This is a genomic window from Streptomyces sp. NPDC051913 (assembly GCF_044593635.1).
Lineage (GTDB): Bacteria > Actinomycetota > Actinomycetes > Streptomycetales > Streptomycetaceae > Streptomyces.
Window position 1 is genome coordinate 14,932 of sequence record NZ_JBIUCI010000010.1, and the last position, 21,986, is coordinate 36,917.

22 protein-coding genes are annotated in these 21,986 nt (G+C 72.5%); 12 read left to right on the forward strand and 10 right to left on the reverse strand.

What is annotated here, in order from left to right; all coding sequences use genetic code 11:
* The first annotated feature begins 72 nt into the window (after positions 1 to 72).
* The gene (locus tag ACIHIX_RS28230; RefSeq protein WP_399960899.1) at positions 73 to 1,338 is read left to right on the forward strand and encodes an MFS transporter; all 1,266 of its coding nucleotides are present in this window, start codon (positions 73 to 75) and stop codon (positions 1,336 to 1,338) included.
* On the opposite strand, the gene ACIHIX_RS28235 is transcribed toward ACIHIX_RS28230, so the two are convergent.
* Positions 1,246 to 2,277 carry a GlxA family transcriptional regulator gene (locus tag ACIHIX_RS28235; RefSeq protein ID WP_399960901.1) on the reverse strand — a complete coding sequence of 344 codons (1,032 nt, stop codon included), beginning with the start codon at positions 2,275 to 2,277 and terminating at the stop codon, positions 1,246 to 1,248. The genes ACIHIX_RS28230 and ACIHIX_RS28235 overlap by 93 nt on opposite strands.
* Before the next feature lie 70 nt (positions 2,278 to 2,347).
* Between ACIHIX_RS28235 and ACIHIX_RS28240 the strand changes: the two genes are divergently transcribed.
* Complete coding sequence (locus ACIHIX_RS28240) at positions 2,348 to 3,661, forward strand: MFS transporter (RefSeq protein WP_399960903.1); 1,314 nt, start codon at positions 2,348 to 2,350, stop codon at positions 3,659 to 3,661.
* An 8-nt stretch (positions 3,662 to 3,669) separates the two neighbouring features.
* Here the strand turns inward: ACIHIX_RS28240 and ACIHIX_RS28245 are convergent, their stop codons facing one another.
* Positions 3,670 to 4,296, reverse strand: a complete 627-nt coding sequence (locus ACIHIX_RS28245; protein WP_399960905.1) for a flavin reductase family protein — start codon at positions 4,294 to 4,296, stop codon at positions 3,670 to 3,672.
* Between the two features lie 81 nt (positions 4,297 to 4,377).
* Between ACIHIX_RS28245 and ACIHIX_RS28250 the strand changes: the two genes are divergently transcribed.
* On the forward strand, positions 4,378 to 5,319 hold the full coding sequence (locus ACIHIX_RS28250) for a hypothetical protein (RefSeq protein WP_399960907.1): 942 nt from the start codon (positions 4,378 to 4,380) through the stop codon (positions 5,317 to 5,319).
* 6 nt (positions 5,320 to 5,325) lie between these two features.
* Here the strand turns inward: ACIHIX_RS28250 and ACIHIX_RS28255 are convergent, their stop codons facing one another.
* From ACIHIX_RS28255 to ACIHIX_RS28270, 4 genes are all read right to left on the reverse strand, one after another.
* Positions 5,326 to 6,120 carry an enoyl-CoA hydratase/isomerase family protein gene (locus tag ACIHIX_RS28255; RefSeq protein ID WP_399960909.1) on the reverse strand — a complete coding sequence of 265 codons (795 nt, stop codon included), beginning with the start codon at positions 6,118 to 6,120 and terminating at the stop codon, positions 5,326 to 5,328.
* Positions 6,111 to 8,336 carry an acetate--CoA ligase family protein gene (locus tag ACIHIX_RS28260; RefSeq protein WP_399960911.1) on the reverse strand — a complete coding sequence of 742 codons (2,226 nt, stop codon included), beginning with the start codon at positions 8,334 to 8,336 and terminating at the stop codon, positions 6,111 to 6,113. The genes ACIHIX_RS28255 and ACIHIX_RS28260 overlap by 10 nt, the downstream gene beginning before the upstream one ends.
* 138 nt (positions 8,337 to 8,474) lie before the next feature.
* Positions 8,475 to 9,686 (reverse strand): flavin-containing monooxygenase, encoded by a 1,212-nt coding sequence (locus tag ACIHIX_RS28265; protein ID WP_399960913.1) that lies wholly within the window; start codon positions 9,684 to 9,686, stop codon positions 8,475 to 8,477.
* A 246-nt stretch (positions 9,687 to 9,932) separates the two neighbouring features.
* Positions 9,933 to 11,528 carry a subtype B tannase gene (locus ACIHIX_RS28270; protein ID WP_399961442.1) on the reverse strand — a complete coding sequence of 532 codons (1,596 nt, stop codon included), beginning with the start codon at positions 11,526 to 11,528 and terminating at the stop codon, positions 9,933 to 9,935.
* 238 nt (positions 11,529 to 11,766) lie between these two features.
* On the opposite strand from ACIHIX_RS28270, the gene ACIHIX_RS28275 reads away from it, so the two are divergent.
* The 4 genes from ACIHIX_RS28275 to ACIHIX_RS28290 are packed head-to-tail and all read left to right on the forward strand — an operon-like array spanning position 11,767 to position 14,117.
* Complete coding sequence (locus ACIHIX_RS28275) at positions 11,767 to 12,213, forward strand: DoxX family membrane protein (RefSeq protein WP_399960915.1); 447 nt, start codon at positions 11,767 to 11,769, stop codon at positions 12,211 to 12,213.
* Positions 12,213 to 12,608, forward strand: a complete 396-nt coding sequence (locus tag ACIHIX_RS28280) for a Zn-ribbon domain-containing OB-fold protein (protein ID WP_399960917.1) — start codon at positions 12,213 to 12,215, stop codon at positions 12,606 to 12,608. Before ACIHIX_RS28275 ends, ACIHIX_RS28280 begins: the two co-directional genes overlap by 1 nt.
* Before the next feature lie 43 nt (positions 12,609 to 12,651).
* Positions 12,652 to 13,260 carry a GNAT family N-acetyltransferase gene (locus tag ACIHIX_RS28285; protein ID WP_399960918.1) on the forward strand — a complete coding sequence of 203 codons (609 nt, stop codon included), beginning with the start codon at positions 12,652 to 12,654 and terminating at the stop codon, positions 13,258 to 13,260.
* A complete protein-coding gene (locus tag ACIHIX_RS28290; protein ID WP_399960920.1) occupies positions 13,257 to 14,117 on the forward strand; it encodes a GNAT family N-acetyltransferase in 861 nt (286 codons plus the stop codon). Before ACIHIX_RS28285 ends, ACIHIX_RS28290 begins: the two co-directional genes overlap by 4 nt.
* A gap of 4 nt (positions 14,118 to 14,121) precedes the next feature.
* Here ACIHIX_RS28290 and ACIHIX_RS28295 read toward each other — a convergent pair whose 3' ends face one another.
* Positions 14,122 to 14,790: a pyridoxal 5'-phosphate synthase gene (locus ACIHIX_RS28295; protein WP_399960922.1), complete on the reverse strand. Its 669-nt coding sequence runs from the start codon at positions 14,788 to 14,790 to the stop codon at positions 14,122 to 14,124.
* 72 nt (positions 14,791 to 14,862) lie between these two features.
* Here ACIHIX_RS28295 and ACIHIX_RS28300 point away from each other — a divergent pair, with 72 nt between their 5' ends.
* A complete protein-coding gene (locus ACIHIX_RS28300; protein ID WP_399960924.1) occupies positions 14,863 to 16,194 on the forward strand; it encodes a hypothetical protein in 1,332 nt (443 codons plus the stop codon).
* A 4-nt stretch (positions 16,195 to 16,198) separates the two neighbouring features.
* On the opposite strand, the gene ACIHIX_RS28305 is transcribed toward ACIHIX_RS28300, so the two are convergent.
* Positions 16,199 to 17,350 carry a thiolase C-terminal domain-containing protein gene (locus tag ACIHIX_RS28305; RefSeq protein ID WP_399961444.1) on the reverse strand — a complete coding sequence of 384 codons (1,152 nt, stop codon included), beginning with the start codon at positions 17,348 to 17,350 and terminating at the stop codon, positions 16,199 to 16,201.
* Between the two features lie 98 nt (positions 17,351 to 17,448).
* On the opposite strand from ACIHIX_RS28305, the gene ACIHIX_RS28310 reads away from it, so the two are divergent.
* Together ACIHIX_RS28310 and ACIHIX_RS28315 are read left to right on the forward strand one after the other, a co-directional pair.
* Positions 17,449 to 18,630 carry an acyl-CoA dehydrogenase family protein gene (locus ACIHIX_RS28310; protein ID WP_399961446.1) on the forward strand — a complete coding sequence of 394 codons (1,182 nt, stop codon included), beginning with the start codon at positions 17,449 to 17,451 and terminating at the stop codon, positions 18,628 to 18,630.
* Positions 18,627 to 19,094, forward strand: a complete 468-nt coding sequence (locus ACIHIX_RS28315; RefSeq protein ID WP_399960926.1) for a nitroreductase family deazaflavin-dependent oxidoreductase — start codon at positions 18,627 to 18,629, stop codon at positions 19,092 to 19,094. The genes ACIHIX_RS28310 and ACIHIX_RS28315 overlap by 4 nt, the downstream gene beginning before the upstream one ends.
* 96 nt (positions 19,095 to 19,190) lie before the next feature.
* On the opposite strand, the gene ACIHIX_RS28320 is transcribed toward ACIHIX_RS28315, so the two are convergent.
* The gene (locus tag ACIHIX_RS28320) at positions 19,191 to 19,796 is read right to left on the reverse strand and encodes a LysE family translocator (protein WP_399960928.1); all 606 of its coding nucleotides are present in this window, start codon (positions 19,794 to 19,796) and stop codon (positions 19,191 to 19,193) included.
* Between the two features lie 82 nt (positions 19,797 to 19,878).
* Between ACIHIX_RS28320 and ACIHIX_RS28325 the strand changes: the two genes are divergently transcribed.
* The gene (locus ACIHIX_RS28325; protein WP_399960930.1) at positions 19,879 to 20,331 is read left to right on the forward strand and encodes an Lrp/AsnC family transcriptional regulator; all 453 of its coding nucleotides are present in this window, start codon (positions 19,879 to 19,881) and stop codon (positions 20,329 to 20,331) included.
* A 75-nt stretch (positions 20,332 to 20,406) separates the two neighbouring features.
* On the opposite strand, the gene ACIHIX_RS28330 is transcribed toward ACIHIX_RS28325, so the two are convergent.
* The gene (locus ACIHIX_RS28330; protein WP_399961448.1) at positions 20,407 to 21,042 is read right to left on the reverse strand and encodes a TetR family transcriptional regulator; all 636 of its coding nucleotides are present in this window, start codon (positions 21,040 to 21,042) and stop codon (positions 20,407 to 20,409) included.
* A gap of 135 nt (positions 21,043 to 21,177) precedes the next feature.
* Here ACIHIX_RS28330 and ACIHIX_RS28335 point away from each other — a divergent pair, with 135 nt between their 5' ends.
* Entirely contained in the window at positions 21,178 to 21,924 is a 747-nt protein-coding gene (locus ACIHIX_RS28335) for a VOC family protein (protein ID WP_399960932.1), read from the forward strand.
* Positions 21,925 to 21,986 lie beyond the last annotated feature (62 nt).

Genomic DNA, 21,986 nt, shown 5'->3' on the forward strand with positions numbered 1-21,986 from the left:
CAGAGCGCCGGTTGTCCACAGGCCCGGAAAACCACTGCCGGGTTGTCGGTGGCGCCGCCTACCGTCGTGCCCATGTCCTATCGCGATCTCGCCTCCCGACCCGTCCTCGTCTGGGCCGCCACGGCCGTCGGCTCCCGTATGCCGGTCGCCATGGCCCCGCTCGCGCTGGTCTTCCTGGTGCGGGAGCGACCCGGTGGGTACACGCTGGGGGCGGCGCTCGCGGCGGCCTATGTGATCGGCGAGATCGTCGGCGCACCGGTACTGGGGATGCGGCTGGACCCGGCGCACGGGCGCCGCCATCTGGTGCTCGGGCTGGTGGGCGGGGCGATGGGGTTCGCGGGGCTCGGCGTGCTGCCCGAGGCGCCGAGCGTGGTGCTGGGGGTGTTCGCCTTCGTGGCCGGGTTCGCGCCGGGGGCGGTCACCGGCGGGCTGCGGACGCTGCTGACTTCGCTCGTTCCCGACCGTGCCGTGGCCCAGGCGCTGTCCACCGAGTCGATGCTGATGTCCGGGGTGTGGGCCGTGTCGCCCGTCGCGGTCGCCGGACTCGCCCTCGGCGTCGCGCCGCGCGCCCCGCTCCTCCTCGCCGCCGCTCTGATGGCGTCGTCCGTCACGGGCCTGTGGCGGCTGCCCGCCCGCTGGGACGACGACGGGGCGCGGGAGGGGGAGGACGGGGGCCCTTCGACCCTCCGCGTGCTGGTCCGCGCCTGGCCTGTCTACGTCACCGGCGCCGCCAGCCTCACCCTCCTCGGCCTCTCCGAACTCACCCTGCCCGCCCTCCTGGAACAGCGCGGCATCGGCGTCGGCTGGACCGGCCCGATGCTGGCCGGCATGGCCGCGGCGGCGGCGCTCGGGGCGTTCCTGTACGGGGTGCGGGCGTGGCCGGGACGGCTGCGGACGCGCAGTGTGGTGCTGATGGGCGGCATGTCGGCGTTCGTGGTCCTCGCCGCCCTGATACCGGGCGCGGCCGGCATCGCGGTCGCCCTGGCGCTCGCGGGCGCCCTCCAGTCGGGTGCGTTGATCACCCGGAACCTGGCTCTGCGGGAGGCCGTGCCACCGGGTGCCGTCGCCGCCGGCTACTCCGTGATGTACGCGGCGGCGGGGGCGGGCTACGCGGCGACGGGGTCTCTCGCCGGCGGGCTGCTCCAGGTGGTGACCCCGTCGACGGCCGTTCTGGCGGGCGTGGCGCTGGGGCTGTTGCTCACGGCGCTCGGCTGGTGGGGGGAGGTGCGCGGCGAGGCGCGGGCGTCAGATACGGGCAGCCGTACGGCCGGTGGCGTCGACGCCCGCGCGGAACGTGCGCCGGTAGCTGGTCGGGGTGACGCCGAGCGCCTGCTGTAGGTGCTGGCGCATCGACTGGGCCGTGCCGAACCCGGCGTCCCTCGCCACCTGGTCGACGGACAGGTCGGAGGACTCCAGCAGATGCCGGGCGCGCTCCACCCGCTGCTGGGTGAGCCACTGGCCGGGGCTGACGCCGACCTCCTCGCGGAAGCGGCGCGTGAAGGTCCGTACGGACATGGCCTCCTGCTCGGCCATGTCCCGCAGCTGGATCGGCTCGTGCAGCCGGTCCAGGGCCCAGGCGCGGGCCGCGGTCGTCGTGGCCAGCTGCGGCTCGGGCACCGGACGCTGGATGAACTGCGCCTGTCCGCCCTCGCGATGAGGGGGTACGACGGTGCGGCGGGCCACGGCGTTGGCGACGGCGGTGCCGTGGTCGCGGCGCAGCATGTGCAGGCACAGGTCGACTCCGGCGGCGACACCCGCGGAGGTCAGGACGTCACCGTCGTCGACGTACAGGACGTCCGCGTCGACCTTGATCTGCGGGAAGAGTCGTTGGAGGCGCTCCGCGTCGGCCCAGTGCGTGGTGGCGGGGCGGCCGTCGAGCGCACCGGCGGCGGCGAGGACGTAGACGCCCGTGCAGATGGAGGCGAGGCGGGTGCCGGGACGGATGTGGGCGAGGGCCGCGGCCAGCTCGGGGGTGAGGACGCCCTCGTCGTAGACCGGGCCGAACTCGTAGGAGGCGGGGACGATCACGGTGTCGGCGGTGGCGAGGGTCTCCGGGCCGTTCGGCACCATGATGTCGAAGTCGGCGTCCGTACGGACCGGGCCCGGTGGCCGGATCGAGCAGGTGACGACCTCGTACAGGTGCCGTCCCCCGGCGTCTCTCGGGCGCCCGAAGATGCGGTGCGGGATGCCCAGCTCGAAGGGGAGCGCGCCGTCCATGGCGAGGACGACGACGCGGTGCGGGCGGAACTCCGGTTCACGGGCGGGGGAGGACTCCATGGCCCGATCCTAACGAATGCTGTCCTTCGGGCCACTCGATGCGGTGGGATGGGGCCGGGATGCTCTAGGCGTGACTCAGACGACAGAGGCCGCCACCGCCGCCGCACAGGAGACCCCGAGCCCCAGGAAGCCGCGCATCCACCGGGCGTGGTTCGTCGCCGCCGTCACCTTCGTGACGATCATCGGCGCCGCCGCCTTCCGTTCGCTTCCCGGGCTGCTCATCGACCCGCTGCACCAGGACTTCGGCTGGTCGCGCGGCACGATCAGCGCCGCCGTCTCCATCAACCTCGCCCTGTACGGCCTCACCGCCCCCTTCGCCGCCGCGCTGATGGACCGCTTCGGCATCCGCCGGGTCGTCGCCGTGGCGCTGACCGTGATCGCGGTCGGGTCGGGGCTGACGGTGTGGATGACGGCGGCCTGGCAGCTCATGCTGTGCTGGGGTCTGCTGGTCGGCCTCGGGTCGGGATCGATGGCGCTGGCCTTCGCGGCGACCGTCACCAACCGCTGGTTCACCGAGCGACGCGGTCTGGTCACCGGCATCCTGACCGCCGCCTCCGCCTCCGGCCAGCTGATCTTCCTGCCGGTGCTGTCCTGGATGGTGGAGCGGCACGACTGGCGCCCGGCCGCCGTCACCGTCGCCCTCGCCGCCCTCGCGGTCGTCCCCTTCGTCTGGCTGCTGCTGCGCGACCACCCGGCCGACGTGGGCCTGAAGCCGTACGGGGCGACGGAGTTCGTGCCCAAGCCGGAGCCCGTGCCGGGCGCCGCCCGCCGCGCGCTGAGCGTCCTGGTCAAGGCCGCCCGCACCGGACCGTTCTGGCTGCTGGCCGGCACCTTCGCGATCTGCGGCGCCTCCACCAACGGCCTGATCCAGACCCACTTCGTGCCCGCCGCCCACGACGCGCACATGCCGGTCCAGGCGGCGGCCTCGCTGCTCGCGGTCATCGGCGTCTTCGACGTGGTCGGCACGATCGCCTCCGGCTGGTTCACCGACCGCTACGACGCCCGTCGCCTGCTCGCGACGTACTACGCGCTGCGTGGCGTCTCGCTGCTCTTCCTGCCGATGCTGCTGGCGCCCAGCGTCCATCCCCCGATGCTGTTCTTCATCGTCTTCTACGGCCTCGACTGGGTCGCCACCGTGCCGCCCACCGTGGCGCTGTGCCGGGAGCAGTACGGCGAGGACAGTGCGATCGTCTTCGGCTGGGTGCTGGCCTCGCACCAGGTCGGGGCGGCGCTGGTGGCCTTTCTCGGCGGTGTGGCGCGGGACGTCTTCGGGTCGTACGACATGGTCTGGTACTTCTCCGGGGCGCTGTGCGCGGTGGCGGCGCTGATGGCGCTGGTGATCCGGCGGACGTCGGTGGCGGCGGTGTCGGTGGCCGCGGTCTGACCGGTCGGTCAGACGAACCGACCCTTGTGGAACAGCAGGGGCGCCGCGTCCTCGTCGCCCGTGCCCAGCGCGGCCACCCGGCCGACCACGATCAGATGGTCGCCGCCGGTGTGCACCGCGTGGATCGTGCAGTCGATCCAGGCGAGCGCGCCCGTCAGGCGCGGGGCGCCGGAGCAGGGCGCCGCGTCGTACGCCACCCCCGCGAACTTGTCCGCGCCGCTGACCGCGAAGCCGCGGCACAGGGCGCCCTGGTGGGCGGCGAGGACGTTGACGCAGAAGGCGCCGGCGCGGGCGATGCGCGGCCAGGTCGTCGACGTACGGCCGACCATGAAGGTGACCAGGGGCGGGTCGAGGGAGAGGGAGGAGAAGGACTGGCAGGCGAAGCCGGCGGGGCCGGACTCGCCGTCGGCGGCGGCTGCGGTGACGACGGCCACGCCCGTCGCGAAGTTCCCGAGCACCCGCCGGAACTCGCCCGGCCCGACCGGCGCCCGCTCGTCCTCGCCGACACAGCGCAGGTCGGGCCGGGGCAGCGGGTCGAGGGGCGCGGTCGCCGCGTCGCTCGCCGTGGACTCCCCCGCCGCCGCCACGGACCGCAGATAGCGGACGGCGGCCTCGGCTGTGCCTGCTTGTCCCATCACACCTTCATTGAAGCTGACGGAGCGTCAGATAGGAAGGGGTGATGCGAGGGCGCCGCACGCCTTCCGTACCCTGCGTGCATGGGGTGGGGAGACAGACGACGGCAGCTCACGGACGCCTGGAAGTGGTCCGAGCTGCACACGGCGGCGGCTGCGACCGCGCTACAGGTGCCGGTGCTCTGGCTGCTCGCGTGGCTGACGACCATCAACGACGACGACTACGGCAGCGGGCTGGGCGGCGCGCTCGCCGGGGTCTTCTTCCTGCTGGTCCTCGTTCTGCTGCCGTTCCTGGCCACCCTCTACGCGGCCGTGTCCGTGATGCCCGCGCTCGTCCTCGCGCGCGTGGCCGTGCGCCGGCTGCGTGGGCCGGAGTGGCTGTGGCAACTCGGGTTCGTCATCCTGGTCAGCGCGTTCTGGGTGCTGGTCCTGGCCGGCTGGTCCGCGCCCGTGCCCTCCCTGCTCGCAGCGGCGGGAATGCTGGCCGCGTTCGGCCTGCTCCCGCTCCTGTCCGTGGCCCTCGTCCGCCGCCGTGCCCGGATCAAGGGCAGCGCGTGGGGGTTCTTCGGCGTCTGGTTTCGCTCGGCCTGCGCCACCTTCGGGCTCTGCGTGCTGATCGTCGGCGGCGCGATCGGGGCCTCCTTCGCCGGACTGCTCAAGGACTACGAGCCCCCGACACTCTCCGTCGAGCAGCTCACCGGCGCCTGGCGCGGCGACGGCGGCGCGGTCCTGAACCTGCGTACGGGCGGCCGGGTCGACTTCACCGACCTCCCGCTCCAGGACCCCGACGGCTTCGAGTACGTCCGCTGCGACGGCACCGGCACCTGGACCGTCGACCGGGACGGCCGCGAGGACGCGGGCGCCGGGGAGGGGCCGAAGGAGCGGGACGGGGTCGTCGTACGGCTCGACGGCGGATGCGGTGCGCAGACGTACTGGACGATCGGCGGCACGGCCCACGACCCGGAGCTGTTCGTGCTGTTCGGCGACCCGGACGCGGGCGAGCTGCGGATCCTCAAGCGGGGCTGACGCCCTCTAGCGTCCCCTGAACTCCGCGCTCCGCCGCGCCACGAACGCGGCCACCCCCTCCCGCGCGTCCGCCGTCGTCATGTTGATCTCCTGCGCAGCGGCCTCCGCGGCGAACGCGGTGGTGCGGTCGGCGTCGAGGGAGGCGTTGACCAGCTGTTTGGTGAGGGCGAGCGCGCGGGTCGGTCCTGCGGCGAGGCGGGTGGCCCACTCGGCGGCCGTCTTCGTCAGCTCCCCGTCCGGGACGACCCGGTTGACCAGGCCCAGGCGTTCGGCGTCGGCGGCGGTGAGGGCGTCGCCGAAGAACATCAGCTCCTTGGCGCGCTGCGGGCCGACGAGGCGGGGCAGGAGATAGGCGCCCCCGCCGTCGGGGACGAGGCCACGTCGTACGAACACCTCGATGAACTTCGCCGACTCCGCGGCCAGCACGAGGTCGCAGGCGAGCGCGAGATGGGCGCCGAGGCCCGCCGCCGTGCCGTTCACCGCCGCGATCACCGGCTTCTCGCAGTCGAGGACCGCGGCGACCAGACGCTGGGCGCCCAGCCGGATCACGCGCGCCACGTCCCCCGCGACCCGCTCACCGGACGCCGCGCCACCTCGCAGGTCCGCGCCCGCGCAGAAGCCGCGCCCGGTCCCGGTGATGACCACGGCCCGCGTCCCCGGGTCGGCCGAGGCCTCTGCCAACAGCCTGATCAGCAGATTGCGTTGGTCGGGAGTCACGGCATTGAGGGCCTCGGGCCGGTTGAGGGTGAGATACAGGACCTGACCGGTGACGGTGTGCAGCACGTCGTCGCTCACCGGCACACCACCAGTGCGTCCAGCGCCACCGCGCCCTGGCCGCGCGGCAGGACCATGAGCGGGTTGATGTCCAGCTCGGCCAGTTCGTCCCCGAGTTCCAGGGCCATCCGCTGCACCCGCAGGACGACCTCGACGAGCGCCTCGATGTCGGCCGGCGGCCGCCCCCGCACCCCGTCGAGCAGCGCCCGCCCCCGCAGGTCCCCCAGCATGTCCTTGGCCTGCTCCTCGGTGAACGGCGGTACGCGCACGGCCACGTCGCGCAGGACCTCCACCAGCACGCCGCCGAGCCCGACGGTGACCGTCGGTCCGAACAGGTCGTCGTGGGTGACGCCGACGACCATCTCGACGCCCCGCTCGACCATCTGGCAGACCAGCACCCCGTCCAGGGAGACGCCCTCGTAACGGGCGATGTCGGTCAACTCCCGGTAGGCGTCGCGGACCTGGCTCGCGGAGGTGAGGCCGATCTTCACCAGGCCCAGCTCGGTCTTGTGGGCGATCTGCGCGCCGGAGGCCTTCATCACCACCGGATAGCCCACCAGGCCCGCCGCGCGGACGGCCGCCGCCGCGCTGGTCACCAGCTGCTCGCGCGGTACGCGGATGCCGTACGCCCGCAGCAGCTGCTTCGCCGCGTGCTCGCTCAGCTGCTGGCCCGGGCGCATCAGCGCCTGCGCCTTGCGGAAGGAGGGCGAGGTGGTGCGCGGGGCCTCGTCGAGGGGGGAGCGGTAGGCGGCGGTGAAGCGGTGGTGGTCGAGATAGGCGCGGACGGCCGTGACGCAGTTGCCGACCGTGCGGAAGGTGGCCACCCGGGAGGAGCCCAACAGGACGTCCCGGTAGGCCGGTTCGGTGCCGACCGGCGATCCCCACACCACGCAGACCAGCTTGTCCGTCTGCTCGGCCGCGTCCACCAGGTCCTGGACCAGCCTGTCGCTGAGCGGCGGGAAGGGGCCGGTGACCGGGCAGATCAGCACGCCGACCGCCGGGTCGTCCAGGATCGCGTCGATGATCTTCCGGCCGCGGTGGTCGCCGACCGGGTGGCCCCCGTTGTCGACCGGGTTGGCCACGTTCAGGTACTCCGGTATCCACTGGTGCAGTTCGGCCTGCTTGGCGTCGGAGAGCGGCGGCAGCCTCAGCCCCGCCTCCGTCGCCAGGTCGGCGAAATGGGCGCCGGTGCCGCCCGAGATCGAGTAGACGACGACCCCGTCGGCGCGCGGCGGGCGGGCGCGGGCCAACAGGGCCGCGGTGTCCTGGAGTTCGTCGAGACCGTCGACGCGGATCACGCCGTACTGCCGCATCGCCGCGTCCACCACCGCGTCCGCGCCGGTCAGCTTGCCGGTGTGGGAGGCGGCCGTGCGGGCGCCGGTCTCGGTGCGGCCCACCTTGACCGCGACGACCGGCACCTTGCGGCGGGCGGCCCGGTCGGCGGCCAGCAGGAAGGAGCGGCCGTCCTTGAGGCCCTCGACGTAGCAGGCGATGGCGCCGACGTCCGGCTGCTCGGCGAAGTAGGAGAGGAAGTCGGCGGTCTCCAGGTCGGCCTCGTTGCCGGTCGGCGCCCAGTGGGAGAGGCGGATGCCGAGCTCCTGGAGGGCGAAGACGGGGCGTCCCTGGTGTCCGGACTGGGTGATGAGGGCGATCGCCGGTCCGTCGAGGTCGTCGCGGAACCGCTCGAAGGCGTTGAGGTTGGTGTTCGGGCCGAGCAGCCGCATCCCGGACCGCCGTACGGCGGCGGCCAGCCGGGCCTGTGCGGCGGCGCCCGCCTCGCCGGTCTCCGCGAACCCGGAGGCGAAGACGACCGCGAACCTCGCCTTGGCCTCGGCGAGTTCCTCGATCACCGGAAGCGGGTCGCCGACCAGCAGGACAGCGAGGTCGACCTGCTCGGGCAGCTCGGCGACGGACGCCACGCAGGGGATGCCGAACACCTCCGGACGGCTGGGATGCACCGGGTGCAGCCGGGCCCCGACGCGTTCGGCCCAGCCGAGGAGCTGGCGGGTGACGCCGGTGTTGGGGCGGCCCTCGGTGTCCGAGGCGCCGATCACGGCGACCGATTCCGGCCGGAAGAAGCGGTCCAGGTCGGGGACGTCGCCGTACAGCCGACGGCCGCTGACGTCGAGGTCGTCGACGTCGGCCGGCCGGCCGTGGACGGCGGGCCCGGGTTGCTCGCCGCATGCGATGGCCCGGGCCCGGCGGGAGTCGGTGGTGAGGGTGCCGTGGGTTGATCCAAGCATCGGTCCGCCCGCTCCTGTGTGACAGCGATTAACTGACGCAGTGTCAGATTAAAGGAACTGACGCGGTGTCAGGAATGGCCGTGCACAAAGACGCTGGGAACGGGGCGGACCCGCACGACGGGCCCACCGCGCGGCACGCTACGTACGTACCGCGTCCAGCCGCGCCGCCGACCCCGTCCGCGCGATCGCCTTCGCGATCTTCTCCGCGTCGATCGCCAGCTCGCGGAACATGCCGCTGATGGGGTTGGTGTAGCCGGTGAAGTAGAGGCCGGGGGCGTGCGGTGGGGTGTGGGCGCCGTGGACCTGCGGTCTGCCGCGGGCGTCGAGGACCTTGAGGTGGCCGACCAGGCCGTCCAGGGCGCGGACGTAACCGGTCGCCGCGATCACCGCGTCCGGGCCGACGCGGTCGCCGTCGGCGAGGACGACCTTGCCGTCCTCGAAGCCCTCGACGGCGGCGACGATCTCCACCCTGCCCGCCCGGACGGCGTCGATGAGGCCGACGTCCTGGACCGGGATGGCGCCCTCGTTGACCCGGCTGTAGAGGCCGGTGGCGGGGCGGGGCAGGCCCTGCGCGGAGAGGTCGGGCACGCTCAGCTTGGCCATGGGGCCCGCCAGGCGGTCCACCAGGGCGACCGGGAGGCGGCGGACGAGGACGCCGGTGTACTGGGCGGCCCAGCCGGCCGTCGAGCGGCGGACGATGTGCGGGGCGGTCCGCACGGAGAGGCGCACCCGGGAGGCGCCGCCCTCCACCAGGTCCACGGCGATCTCCGCGCCGGTGTTGCCGACGCCGACCACGAGCACGTCACGCCCCGCGTAGGGCTCGGGGTTGCGGTACTCCGAGGCGTGCACCAGGTCACCGGTGTAGGCGTCACGGCCGGGCCACTCGGGCAGCCGCGGGGTGTGGTTGTAGCCGGTGGCGACGACCACCGCGGCGCCGGTCAGTTCACGGCCGCCGGTGGCGCGCAGCAGCCAGCCGGTGCCGTCGGCGGCGCGCTCGACGCGGGAGACCTCGACGCCGGTGACGATCTCCAGCTCATGGTGCTCGGCGTACTTCTCCAGATAGCGCACCACGTTGTCGCGGGAGACCCAGCGCCCGAATCTGCGCGGCATCGCCAGGCCCGGCAGGCCGGACAGACGGCGGGTGGTGTGCAGATGGAGGCGGTCGTAGTGGCGCCGCCAGGAGGCGCCGACGCGGTCGGACTTCTCCAGGACGACGGCGCGCACGCCCTGGGCGCGCAGCGCGTACGCGGCGGCGAGTCCGCCGGGGCCGCCGCCGATGACGTACACGGGGCGGGCGGCGGTGTTCGGCTCCGCGCCGGCGGGCGCGGAGGACGCTGTGGAGTCGGCCATGAGCGCGAGCGTAATCACGCGCCAGGTTGATGGGTCTCGGTCAAGACCGGAATTGGTTGCGGATTGATCACGCCTGTAGGAGGTGTGGGTGGGGCTCGTGGCGTAGGGCGCCTGGTTGTGGTGGTCCCATGGGCATGCGCCACGGCGCCGGGCCCACTCGTGGAGGGGCTCGGCGCCGTGGGTGCGGTGGCCTGGTTCTTATGACGGGAAACCGGCACCGCGTTCAGGGGGGCGTGCGGCAGGAGGCTACTTCTTCTTGGGGCCCTTGTAGCCGGTGACCTTCGCGATCCAGGTGATGAAGTCGCCCGGGTCGGTGTTGGCGCCGTGGCCCTGGTCCCAGTAGTAGAGGTGGTTCACGTCGTCGCCGAGTCCCTTCGCGGCGGCGGCGAGGTTGGCGGAGACCGTGTGCGAGGTGTCGGAGTCCTTGGTGCCGAGGCGGATCCACCAGTGCTTGGAGCGCTTGCCGTTGACCTTCTCCACCAGGTGGTACATCGGGTTCATCAGGTCGAGCTTCGCGGGGATGTCGCTCGCCACGCGCTTGCTGCTGAGGCCGGTGGTGTCGTTCTTCGCGCCGTACGCCGTGAAGTGACGGCTGAGGGTGGTGCCCGCGCCGAACTCGTTGTTCTCGCCGGCCGACAGGTCGAAGGCGTCGAAGGCCGGGGCGTCCTTCTTGCGGGCGCCGACGTGGGTGAGGAAGTCGGCCCAGGTGAAGGTCGCCCTGCCGCCGGACCAGGTGAGGAAGGTGTTGGCGGCGAGGTAGGTCGCGCGCTCGGAGTCGGAGAGGGCGGCCAGGTAGGTGGTCGCCGAGGGCTCCATGTACTGCTTGAGGAGGTACTCGTCGTAGTTGCGAGCGGTGAGCGTGCCGAAGCCGTTCAGACCGCGCAGCCTGAGCCCCGCCTGGTACTCGGCGAACTGCGACCGGAGCGCCTTGGAGACGGTCTGGTCGACCTGTGCGCCGGTGCTGAGCGCGTTGGCACCCCAGTTCCACTCGTAGGCGCCGTCGGCGTGCTCCAGGTCGGTGATCGGGCACCAGGCGCCGGTCGCGAAGATCGCGTCGGAGGCGTCGGCCGCGCCGAGTTCCTCCAGGTAGCTGTCGTAGAGCCTGCTGTCGCCGGAGGCGCCGAGCAGCGCCGAGACGGCACCGCCCGCGCTGGTGCCGGCGGAGACGATCCGGTCGACGTCGCCGGGGATACGGCCCTTGTTGGACCGGACGTAGCGCACCGCCGCCTTGAGGTCGACGATGACGGCCGGGGCGGTGCCGTAGTACTCGCCGTCGGCGTTCTTCAGGGTGCGGCCGCGGGCGCCGGGCTCGACGACGACGTAACCGGCGGCCAGCGCGAGCAACTGGTTGGAGTTCAGGGCGCCGCCGGTGGCGTTGGTGTTGCCGTTCGCACCCGCGGCGGCGGGGGCACTCGCGGAGGCGCTCGGTGCCGCGGAACCCGTGCCGCCGCCCGGCATCATGCCGCCCCCGGCGCTCGCGCCGCCGACCTCGGTGGCGGTCGAGACGTCCGAGGGCATGTAGCCGCCGACGGAGTTCGCGAACAGGATCGGGGCGTCGCTCGCGTCGATCGCCGTACCGTCGATCTTGACCGGGACGCTGACGTTCAGGCACTGGTACGTCTTGTCGACCGGCTTGGCGACATAGGTGAGGGCCTGCCAGAAGTGGTACGTCACCTCGTGGTCGTCGCCGTCGGTGTCGGTGATCGTCTTGGTCTTCTCGGTGTAGCCCTCGGGGTCGAAGACCAGGCCGGAGTCGGTCGTGGCGGCGCCCTCGCTCGACGCGTTCGCGTTCAGGGCGATGCCCCCGACCGCCGCGACCCCCGCCGTAGCGCCGATGCCCATGACGACGGTCCTGCGCTTGACTGCCCTGTGCTTCACGGTTCGACTCCCTCGGATTCGGCTCACGTCTGCGAACCTAGGCGTAGTGGCGACAAAATTGCCAACAATCCGGGGTCATTCAGAGGGGACGCACAGTTTCATGGTCCGGACACAGCCGTTTCTCATGGAAAGCGAAGGCGGGAATCGGCGGCGGACATCCAAGGCTTCCCGCGGCCCCCTATCTGACGTACCGTCAGATCTCATGGACACGATCGGGCTCACCGGTGCGGAATGGCTGGCCGTCCTGCGCATAGGCCTCGGGCTGTGGTGGCTGGAGAGCTGGCGGCACAAGGACAAGAAGACGTGGTTCGAGGGCGGCGGGATCACCTGGGCCGCGGACATCGCCGCCAAGCACCGGTGGACCCCGGTCCGCAGCGGCTTCGACGTGGTCGTGACGCCGCGCCCCAAGACGATGGCGTACGTCGTCGCCTACGCGGAACTGGCTCTCGGCCTCGGTCTGATCCTCGGCCTGCTCACCCCCGTCGCACTGGTCGGCGGGCTGCTGCTCAACGTCCTCTACTTCACGCTCATGATCCACGACTGGGCCGAGCAGGGGCAGAACTCGATGATGGCGCTGATCTCGGTGGTCGGCCTGTTCGGGATGTCCTGGCAGACGTGGTCGCTGGACAGCGCGCTGGGCTGGTTCTGATGACCGCGGCACGACACGACGTCCCGGAGGCCGACGCCTTCACCCGTACCTACTGGGACGCGGCGGCGGACGGCACCCTCCTGATCCGCCACTGCCGCGCCTGCGACCGCCCCCACCACTACCCCCGCGAGTTCTGCCCGCACTGCTGGAGCGAGGACGTGCAGTGGCGGCCGGCGAGCGGCCGGGCCGAGCTCTACACCTGGTCCGTCGTCCACCGCAACGACCTGCCGCCGTTCGGCGAGCGCACCCCGTACGTCGCGGCCGTCGTCCAACTCGCCGAAGGGCCGCGGATGATGACGGAGGTGGTGGACGCCCCGCCGGAGATCCTGTGCGCGGGCCTGGGACTCCAGGTCGGCTTCCGCGACGGGATCCCCGTGTTCCGGCCCCGGGGATGATCGACTGCCCCCTTTTTCCGGCGCCCCGGTATTCAATGGCCCGATGGCTCCTACACGCGAACGGACCCCGAGTCCCCACCCGGCCTTCGAAGTGCTCGGACACGGGCTGCGGTTGAGCCCCTGGGACCCGGAGTCCGACGCCGATGCCGCCACCTGGCTGCGCGCCCGCGCCGACCCCGAGTTCCGGCGCTGGAACACCCCACTGAAACCGGTCACCGACCTCGACGCCGCCCACGCCTCACTGCGTGCGGTGGCGGAACGCATGGCGGACGGCGAGAACGTGGCCTTCCGCGTCGCGGACGCGGTGAGCGGCACCACGCTGGGACATCTCGGCGTCAACGCGATCGACCCCGTCATGCGCGTCGCCCGGGTCGGCTACTGGGTGCTGCCCGAGGCGCGCGGCCACCGGGTCGCCGCCCGCGCCCTCGCGCTCGGCTCCCGCTGGGCCTTCACCGAGCTGCGCCTGCACCGCCTCGAACTGGGCCACGCCCTCGGCCACGAGGCGTCCTGCCGGGTCGCCGAGCGCTGCGGCTACCCCTACGAGGGAACCCTGCGGGGTGCGATGTTCCAGTCGGGCACCCTGGACGCCTTCCGTGACGTCCATCTGCACGCCCGGCTGGCGACCGACCCGGAACCGGGGGATCCGCGATGAGCTGGCACATCACCGAGAACCTCGACGCCTTCCTCGCCCGCGCCGGCACCTTCCTGCGCTCCCGCCCGGTGCTGCACACGGTCCAGTTGACGGTGACCGAGCGGCTGAGCACGTACGGGACCAGGGCGTACGGCGACGAGGCGCCCGTCTTCGGCGTGCTGGAACGGGACGGAGCCCCCCGGGCGGCCTGGTTCCGCACCCCGCCCCACTGGCTGACGCTCACCCCCCTCGCGGCCGAGGACGCCGCCGCCCTCGCCGCGCGCCTCGCCGACCTCGGGCACCGGCTCCCCGGTGTCTCCGCCGATCGCGGCACCGCCGTCGCCTTCGCCGAGGCCTGGCGGCGGCACACCGGCGCCGAGGCCGCCCTCTACCAGCATCAACGCCTCTACCGGCTGGGCACGTTGACACCGCCCGACCCGATGCCGCCGGGCCGGGCCCGGATCGCGGGCAAGGCGGACCGGGAGCTGCTGGTGCGCTGGTTCGACGGCTTCCTCGACGACGTCGGCAAGACCGGCGCCGGCGACCCCGAGGCCTGGGCCGACGCCCGCGTCGAACACGGTGGGGCGGTGCTCTGGGAGACCCCGGACGGTGTCCCCGTCTCCCTGGCCGCGGCCCACCCCATGATCGCCGGGCAGGTCCGCGTCGGCCCCGTCTACACCCCGCCGCAGCTGCGCGGACGCGGCTACGCCGGGGCCGCGACCGTCGCCGTCAGCCGCGCCGCACGGGAGGCCGGCGCCGAGGAGGTGCTGCTGTTCGCGGACCTGGCCAACCCGACGAGCAACGGCGTGTATCTGCGGGTCGGCTACCGCGGGGTCGCCGACTTCGCGGTCTACGACTTCTCCGGCCCGGACCGGTGACGCCTCAGGGCCAGAGCAGCTCCCGCGTCCAGCCGTCCTCGGTACGGCCGTAACGGAGTCGTACGTGCTGCCTCCTGGCGTCCCCCTGGAAGAACTCCACCTCCTCGGGGACGAGCCGGTACAGCGTCCAGGACGCCACCGGAGCGTCCGGCTCCCGCTGCGCCCGCTCCCAGGCCGCCCGCGAGGCGCGCGCCAGCTCCGCCACCGAGCCCAGGACCTCGCTCTGCCGTCCGGTGAGCGCGGCGGCGAGCGCGCCGGTCGACCGGGCGTGCAGATCCGCCTGCCCCTCGACGGAGGGCGCGGCGGTCACCGGCCCCCGCACCCGTACCTGACGGCCGAGGACCGGCCAGTAGAAGCCGAGGGCGGCGTACGGCCGGGCCGCCAGGTGTCCGCCCTTGCGGCTGTGGGAGTGGCTGGCGAAGGCCCACCCGTCCGCGTCGGCGCCGTGCAGCATCACGGTCCGTACGTCCGGGCGGCCCGCCGCGTCCGAGGTCGCGAGGGACATGGTGTGCGGCTCGCTCTGCCCGGCCGCCACCGCCTCCGTGAACCAGGCGGTGAACAGGGCAAGCGGCGCCGGGGGCGCGGAGGCCGGGTCGAAGTCCGGCAGCGTGGTGACCTCCGGGTCCCACACCCGCAACGACCTCAGCGACTCGTGAAGATCCGGGGTTTCCATGCCCCGATTCTCGCCTGCGAGGCGGTGCGGGGGTGTTTCCTGGGGCCTGGAACCACTGGGGCAGGGGAGACGATGGTGAAACGCATGTCCGGTACGGCGCTCGGCGCCGCGTCCGTCCTCCTGCTCGCGTCCCTCACCGCCTGCGCCGGGTCCGGGGATGACACGTCCCCGTCCCTCACCGCGCCCGGGATCTTCTACCTCCGCCCGCAGGGCGACAAGGCGGGCCCGCACGACAAGATGCCGTACTCCCTGGTGGCCGAGGACACCGGCGGCCCCGGTGCGCGCACCCTCACCGCAGAGGTGCCCGAGGGTGCCGAGGACACGGTGGTGATCCGCAAGTACGGCGGCTGTACCGGGAGTTCGACGCATGTCACCTGCGAGGTCGACGGTGACTACAGCAACTGGGCCGACGCTCCGCGCGCCAAGGTGGTGGCCGCCAAGGGGGCGAAGATCGGTGACTCGGCCGTGGTGACGTACACGTACACGACCAAGGGCGGCACGAAGCTGACCGCGCGGACCCGCTTCGTCGTCGGTGAGCCGGTCCTGGAGGCGGTGACGCCGGAGTCGGTGGACGACGTCCGCCCCGGCTCGCGGCTCACCGAGCCGATCGTGGTCCGCAACACGGGCGAGGTCCCGGCACGCGGCCTCGGCCTGGAACTGGGCGTCAGCGGAACGGAGTTCGACGCGCACTATGCCAACTGCCGTTATCCGGACCCGCAGAAGGGGAGCCTCGCGGTCTGCGAGTTCCCGCACCTGACGATCGACCCCGGCGAGACGGTCACCCTCACCCCCGCCCTGCGCATCCGCACACCCGAGACGCAGATGTACACCTCCTACGGCAAGGACGTCTGGGCACTGGACATGGGTCCAGGGCATTACGCCGCAGTACACGAGGGCGGCGACCACGGGGAGGGCCCGGCCCTGGAGCCGCAGCCGACCGGCACGCACCCGGGCGGCGCCTTCGTGGCGGGCGGTGGCTCCACCAACGTCATCCTCGACACCTACGCCGACTACGAGGTCTCCGCGGTGGACCTCAAGGGCGACCCGGGCGACGAGAAGACCTTCGAGATCGAGGTCCACAACAACGGTCCCGCGGACGTCGGCTCCCCGGTCCGCCTCCTCTTCGAGCCGCCGCTGGGCATGACGCTGCGGAAGCAGCCCATGACGGAGTACGACGACGGCGTCTACGAGCCGTACTGCGAGAGCAACGGCTTCACCTACACCTGTGACGTGAAGGCCCTCGAGCCGGGGGAGAGCCAGGCCCTGGAGTTCACGATGACCCTGGGTGAACCGGGCGAGGGCTCGCTGACGCTGGAGAACAAGAAGCCGTTCAGCTCCTGGGACGTGGGCCGCCGCGACCCGGACGCGGGCAATGACACGGCCGTGATCAGGGTGTCGGGATGACGGTTCACCCCCGCCCCAGCACCACCGTCCCCGACGAGCAGAACCAGCCCCCGGTGCCGGACGCCACCGCCAGTTCCGGCAAGTCCCCGTTCCTCCGCAGGACTTGGCGTTCGCCCGCCTCGCCCCGGAGCTGTCGTACCGCCTCCACCAGCAGGAACAACCCCCGCATCCCCGGATGCTGGGCCGACAGTCCACCCCCGTCCGTGTTCACGGGAAGCTCGCGTGCCTGGACGTAGGCCCCGCCTTCGCCCTTCTTGCAGAAGCCGAGGTCCTCCAGCGTCACCAGCGTCATGTAGGTGAACGCGTCGTAGATCTCCGCCAGGTCGATCTCGCTCGGCCGCACGCCCGCCCGCTCGAACGCCAGCCGGCCGCTCACCGCCGCCGGGGAGACCGTGAAGTCCGGCCACTCGGACATCGTGGCGTGGGAGACGTGCTCCCCTGTGCCGAGGATCCAGGCGGGGGCCGCCCGGCTGTCCGGCACGTACTCCTCCGCCGCCAGCAGCACCGCCGCGCCGCCGTCGGAGCGGAGGCAGCAGTGGAGCTTGGTGAAGGGGTCCGCGATCATCGGGCCGGACAGGACGTCGTCCACCGTGATCGGGTCGCGGAACATCGCCTCCGGGTTCCGGGCCGCGTTCTCCCGCGCCTGGACCGCCACCTCCGCCAACTGCTCGACGGTCGTGCCGTGTTCGATCATGTGGCGGCGGGCCGCCATCGCGTACTTGGCGATCAGGGTGTGGCCGTAGGGGACCTCGAACTGGAGCGGGCCCCGGGCGCCGTAGGAGAGGTTGCCGGTCCGGCGGCCCGCCCTGATGTCCGCCCTCGCCGTCGAGCCGTAGACCAGCAGCACGGCGTTGGCGTGCCCGGCGGCTATCGCGTCGGCCGCGTGGGCCGCCATCACCTCCCAGGTCGAGCCGCCGACCGACGTGGAGTCGACCCAGGTGGGGCGCAGGCCCAGGTACTCGGCCACCTCCACCGGCGCCAGCACCCCCGTGCCCGCCGACGCGAACCCGTCCACCACCGACCGCGCAAGCCCCGAGTCCGCCAGTGCTCGGCGGGCCGCCTGGGCGTGCAGGGTGTACGGCGTCGCGTCGTCCACCCGGCCGCAGTCGGAGAGGGCGACGCCGACCACGGCGACCTTCCGGGTGCCGGCCCTCATGAATGAGGCAGCCATGAATGACCTCTCCCTCGCTCTGTGCTTATCGACCCACCCCTCCTAATATGACGGACCGTCAGATCCGGAGGGAAGGGGTCGCCATGGACGCCGGCTTCACCGCCGAACAGGACGAGATCCGCCGCACCCTGCGCGAACTCCTGCACAAGCGCTGCGGGGCACAGGAGCTGCGGGCCGCCGTCGACACCCCCGCCGGCCATGACCCGGCCCTGTGGGCCGCCCTCTCCGAACAGCTCGGCCTGCCGGGACTCGCCCTGCCCGAGGCATACGGCGGTGTCGGCTGCTCCGCCACCGAACTCGCCCTCGCGGCCGAGGAGGTGGGCCGCGTACTGGCACCGTCGCCGCTGCTCGCCACCGCCGTTCTCGTCGCCCCGCTGATCCTGGCCCTCGGGACCGACGCCCAGCGCGCCGGCCTGCTGCCCCGAATCGCCTCCGGCGCCCTGACCGCCGCCCTCGCCGCCCCGGCCGCGGGCCTCGCCCTCACCGGCGACAACCGCGGGGACTGGGCGGGCGGCGGACGCGCCGGGGGCGTGCAGGCGCGACGGGCGGGCGCGGGCTGGACGCTGTACGGGGAGGTCGCGCCGGTGCCCGACGGACACCGCGCGGGCCTGCTGCTGGTCGCCGCGCACACCGGAGGCTTCGCCCGCTCCCGCACCCTCCTCTTCCTCGTCGCCGGGGACGCCGACGGGCTCGTCCGCACCCGGCAGACGGCACTCGACGCGACGCGCGCACTCGGCCGCCTCCAGTTCCGGCATGTCGAAGCCGACTTGCTCGGCGATGGCGACCAGGAGGACGCGGACGTGCCCGGCGCGCTGGCCCGGGTCGGGGACGCCGCAGCCGCCGTCCTCGCCTGCGAGGCCGTCGGCGCCGCGGACCGGGTGCTGGAGCGGACCGTCGAGTACGTCAAGCAGCGCGAGCAGTTCGGCCGGGCGATCGGGTCCTTCCAGGCGGTCAAGCACCGGCTGGCCGATGTGTATGTGCGGGTGCAGGCCGCCAGGTCGGCGGCGTACTACGCGGCCTGGGCCACCACCCACGAGGAACGCGTCGGCGGGCTCGCCCTCGCGCAGGGCCTGGAGGCGCTCAGAAGCTCCGCGGGTGAGGCGATCCAGCTGCACGGCGGCATCGGGTTCACCTGGGAGCACGACGTCCAGCTGTACTTCAAGCGGGCCGCCGGGGACGAGCTGCTGTTCGGGCCGGTCCACCGGCTGCGGGCGCACGCCGCCGACGCGGCGGCACTGTTCACGGCGACGGAGGTGCCGGTGTGATCGGCGAGAAGACGGTGCAGCGCATTTCGTCCACGCGGGGGTTCGCCAAGGTCGCCCCGCATGTCATCCCCGCCCTCGACCGGGCCGTCCACCGGCTCACCCGGGGCAGGGTCATCCTCAGCGCCCAGATGCTGCCGGGCGTCATCCTCACCTCGACGGGCGCCCGCAGCGGCCAGGCCCGCCGCTCCCCGCTCGCCTGCATGCCCGAGGCGGACGGCACCTGGATCCTCATCGGCTCCAACTTCGGCCGCCCCGGCCACCCCGCCTGGACCGCCAACCTCCTCGCCCACCCGGACGCCGACATCAGCTGGAAGGGCACGGACATCCCGGTGCGGGCCCGGCTGCTGGCGGGGGAGGAGCGGGCGGCCGTATGGAAGCGGCTGCTGGCGTTCTGGCCGCCGTACGCCACGTATCAGGCCCGGGTGGAGCGGGAGATACGGGTCTTCCGGATCACTCGCCGCTAGGTCGTGTCTTTCGGATCAGCCCGACTCGGAGCGACGGTGCTGAACCGGTGCCAGTGAGCCCCGCGGCCCCGGGGTGATCCGAAAGACACGGCCTAGTCACAGGGCGTGCTGGGCCAGCAGGAGCGTGCCGATGCCCAGCATCGCCGCGCCCGAGGTGCGGGTGACCGCGCGGGCCGCGCGGGGGCGGGCGGACAGGAGGCGGTGGGACAGGGCGCCGACCGTCAGATAGACGGCGGTGCAGCCGGCCATGTGGAGGAGGCCGAGCACGGCCGTCTGGACGGCGACCGGCGGGTGGCTGTCCTCCGTGGCCAGGAACTGCGGGAGCACGGAGAGGTAGAGCAGCAGCGCCTTGGGGTTGAGGCCGCTGATCGCGGCGCCGCGCAGGAACAGGCCGCCGCGTTCCTCGCTGTCCGCCTCCGGGGCCGCCGGGCGGCGCAGGACGGTCCAGCCCAGCCACACCAGATACGCGGCGCCCGCCACGGTCAGGCCGGTGAGCAGCCCCGGGGAGCTCGCGACCAGGACGGCGAGGCCCGCCACCGCCAGCGCGGTGTGCAGCGCGTACCCGGCCGTCAGCCCCGCCACGGCCCGCCCCACCGACTGCCCGCGCACCCCGGCCGCGATCACATAAGCCCAGTCGGCGCCCGGTACGCAGATCAGCAGCAGGTCGACGGCGAGGAAGGAGAGCAGCAGTCCGATGTCCATGCTGGGGACATTAGGCGCGATTGGCCCGAAAGTGTTCCTGAAGTTTCCCCGGGATCGCTGGTTCTGGGGGAAGATCTGCCCCATGGACGACGTGGACCGGAAAATTCTTGCCGAGCTCCAGCAGGACGGGCGGCTGACCGTGACCGAGCTGGCCGGGCGGGTGCGGCTGAGCGTCTCGCCCTGCCATCGGCGGCTGCGCGAGCTGGAGCGGGCGGGGGCGATCAGTGGCTATCGCGCGGTCGTGGAGCCGGCCGCCGTGGGGCTGAACTTCGAGGCGCTCGTCTTCGTCACCATGCGACAGGAGGACCGGGACACGGTCGCCGAGTTCGAGCGGGCGCTCACCGAGGTGGCGGGCGTGCAGGAGGCGCAGCGGCTGTTCGGGGAGCCGGACTATCTGCTGCGGGTGGTCGCGGCGGACCTCGCGGCCTATCAACGGCTCTACGACGAGCGGCTGGCGACGCTGCCGGGGGTGCAGCGGCTGACGTCGACCCTGGTGATGAAGCACGTGGTGAAGGACAGGCCGCTGCCTGCATGAAACAGCGGGCGGCAGCTCACCCGTGTGAACCGCCGCCCGCCAGACAGGACTTGGTGCCTGAAAAAACCCTCGGTCCTACTTGGTGGGCTTCCTTCCGGTCACGCCCAGGTGGACCAACAGCGCAAGGTTCGGCTTGAGTTCGGCCTGTTTGACGCCCCAGGTCTGGAAGCCCTTCTGGTGCGAGGCGACGGCCGCGAGCATCGCGACCAGTGAACCGGCGACCGCCGCCGGGTTCACGTCCTTGTCGACCTTGCCCTTGGACTGCAACTCGGCCACCGAATCGGCCAGGGAGTTGTTCACCGAGTTCAGGATCTTCATACGGAGTTTGTAGAACCGTTTGTCGCCCTCGGCGGCACCGAGATCGACGACCCTGAGGATGGCGTCGTTCTTGCGCCAGAACTCCAGGAACCCGTCCACGAGTTCCTGCGCGGTCGTCCAGCCGGCCTTGCCGACCCACGACCGGCCCTCCAGCAGAGCGGTCAACTGCCCGCCCTCGGTGGCCATTTGCTCGGCGATCTCCAGGACGGCGCCTTCGACGTCCGGGAAGTACTGGTAGAAGGTGGCGGGCGAAGTGCCCGCCTTCCGGGCGACATCGATGACTTTGACGTCCCGGTAAGGGGAGGAGCTGAGCATCTCGCTGAGGCAGTCGAGCAGCTTCTGCCGGGTCGCCTGCCCACGCCGGCCGGCCACGCGGCCGTCGACGGTACGCACTTGTCCTGTCATGCCGTCAGCTTACCGAGGGGTGATCGGAGCGCGATTCGGCCGACTGCAAATGGGGTGCACGGGCTTCGGGAGACGGGTGTGCCTGGTCCTGCGGGGTGCGTGAGTCGCCGTTAGTTTGGCGGTATGGCCGAAAACAGGGCATCCGCGTACGGAGAGGGCGTCCCGTGCTGGGTGGACGCACAGCTTCCCGACGTCGAGGCGGGCAAGCGGTTCTACGGTGAGCTCTTCGGGTGGACCTTCGAGGAGCAGCGGTACGGCGGGGCTGTGTGGGCCCTGCGCGAGGGCGAGCCGGTCGCCGCGCTCGCGCACAAGACGGACGGGCGGATGCCCACCGTGTGGACGGTGTACTTCGCCACCCCCGACATCGAGGGCCTGGCGGACCGGGTCTGGGCGGCCGGTGGACAGGTCGTCACCGCCCCCATGCCGGTCGGCGACCTCGGTATCAGCGCCCTGGTCACCGACCCGGACGGCGCCGTCTTCGGCCTGTGGGAGCCGGAGAGCCACAGCGGTTTCGGCGTCCGGCACGAGGTGGGCACCTTCGGCTGGGCGGAGCTGTACTCCCGCGACACCGAGGCCGCCAACACCTTCTACGGCGGGCTCTTCCACGACGCGCTGTTCGGGCCGGACGCCGTGCCCGACTTCGGTCGCGCCCCCGTCTCCGACGTCTTCCCGGCCGAGATGCCGCCGCACTTCCTCGTCCACTTCCAGGTCGCGGACTGCGAGACCGCCCTGGGGACGGTGAACCGGCTCGGCGGGCGGGTCCAGGCGCCACCTTTCGAGACGTCCTACGGCAGAGCGGCCGTCGTCACCGACAATCAGGGGGCGTCCTTCGCACTGCTGGAGCGCCCGCCCCGGGAGTCCGGCCGGTGAGGGCTGCCGTTTTGGGATGAGGCATCCCGATCTGTACCCGGGTTCGCCACCAGGCCTTCGGC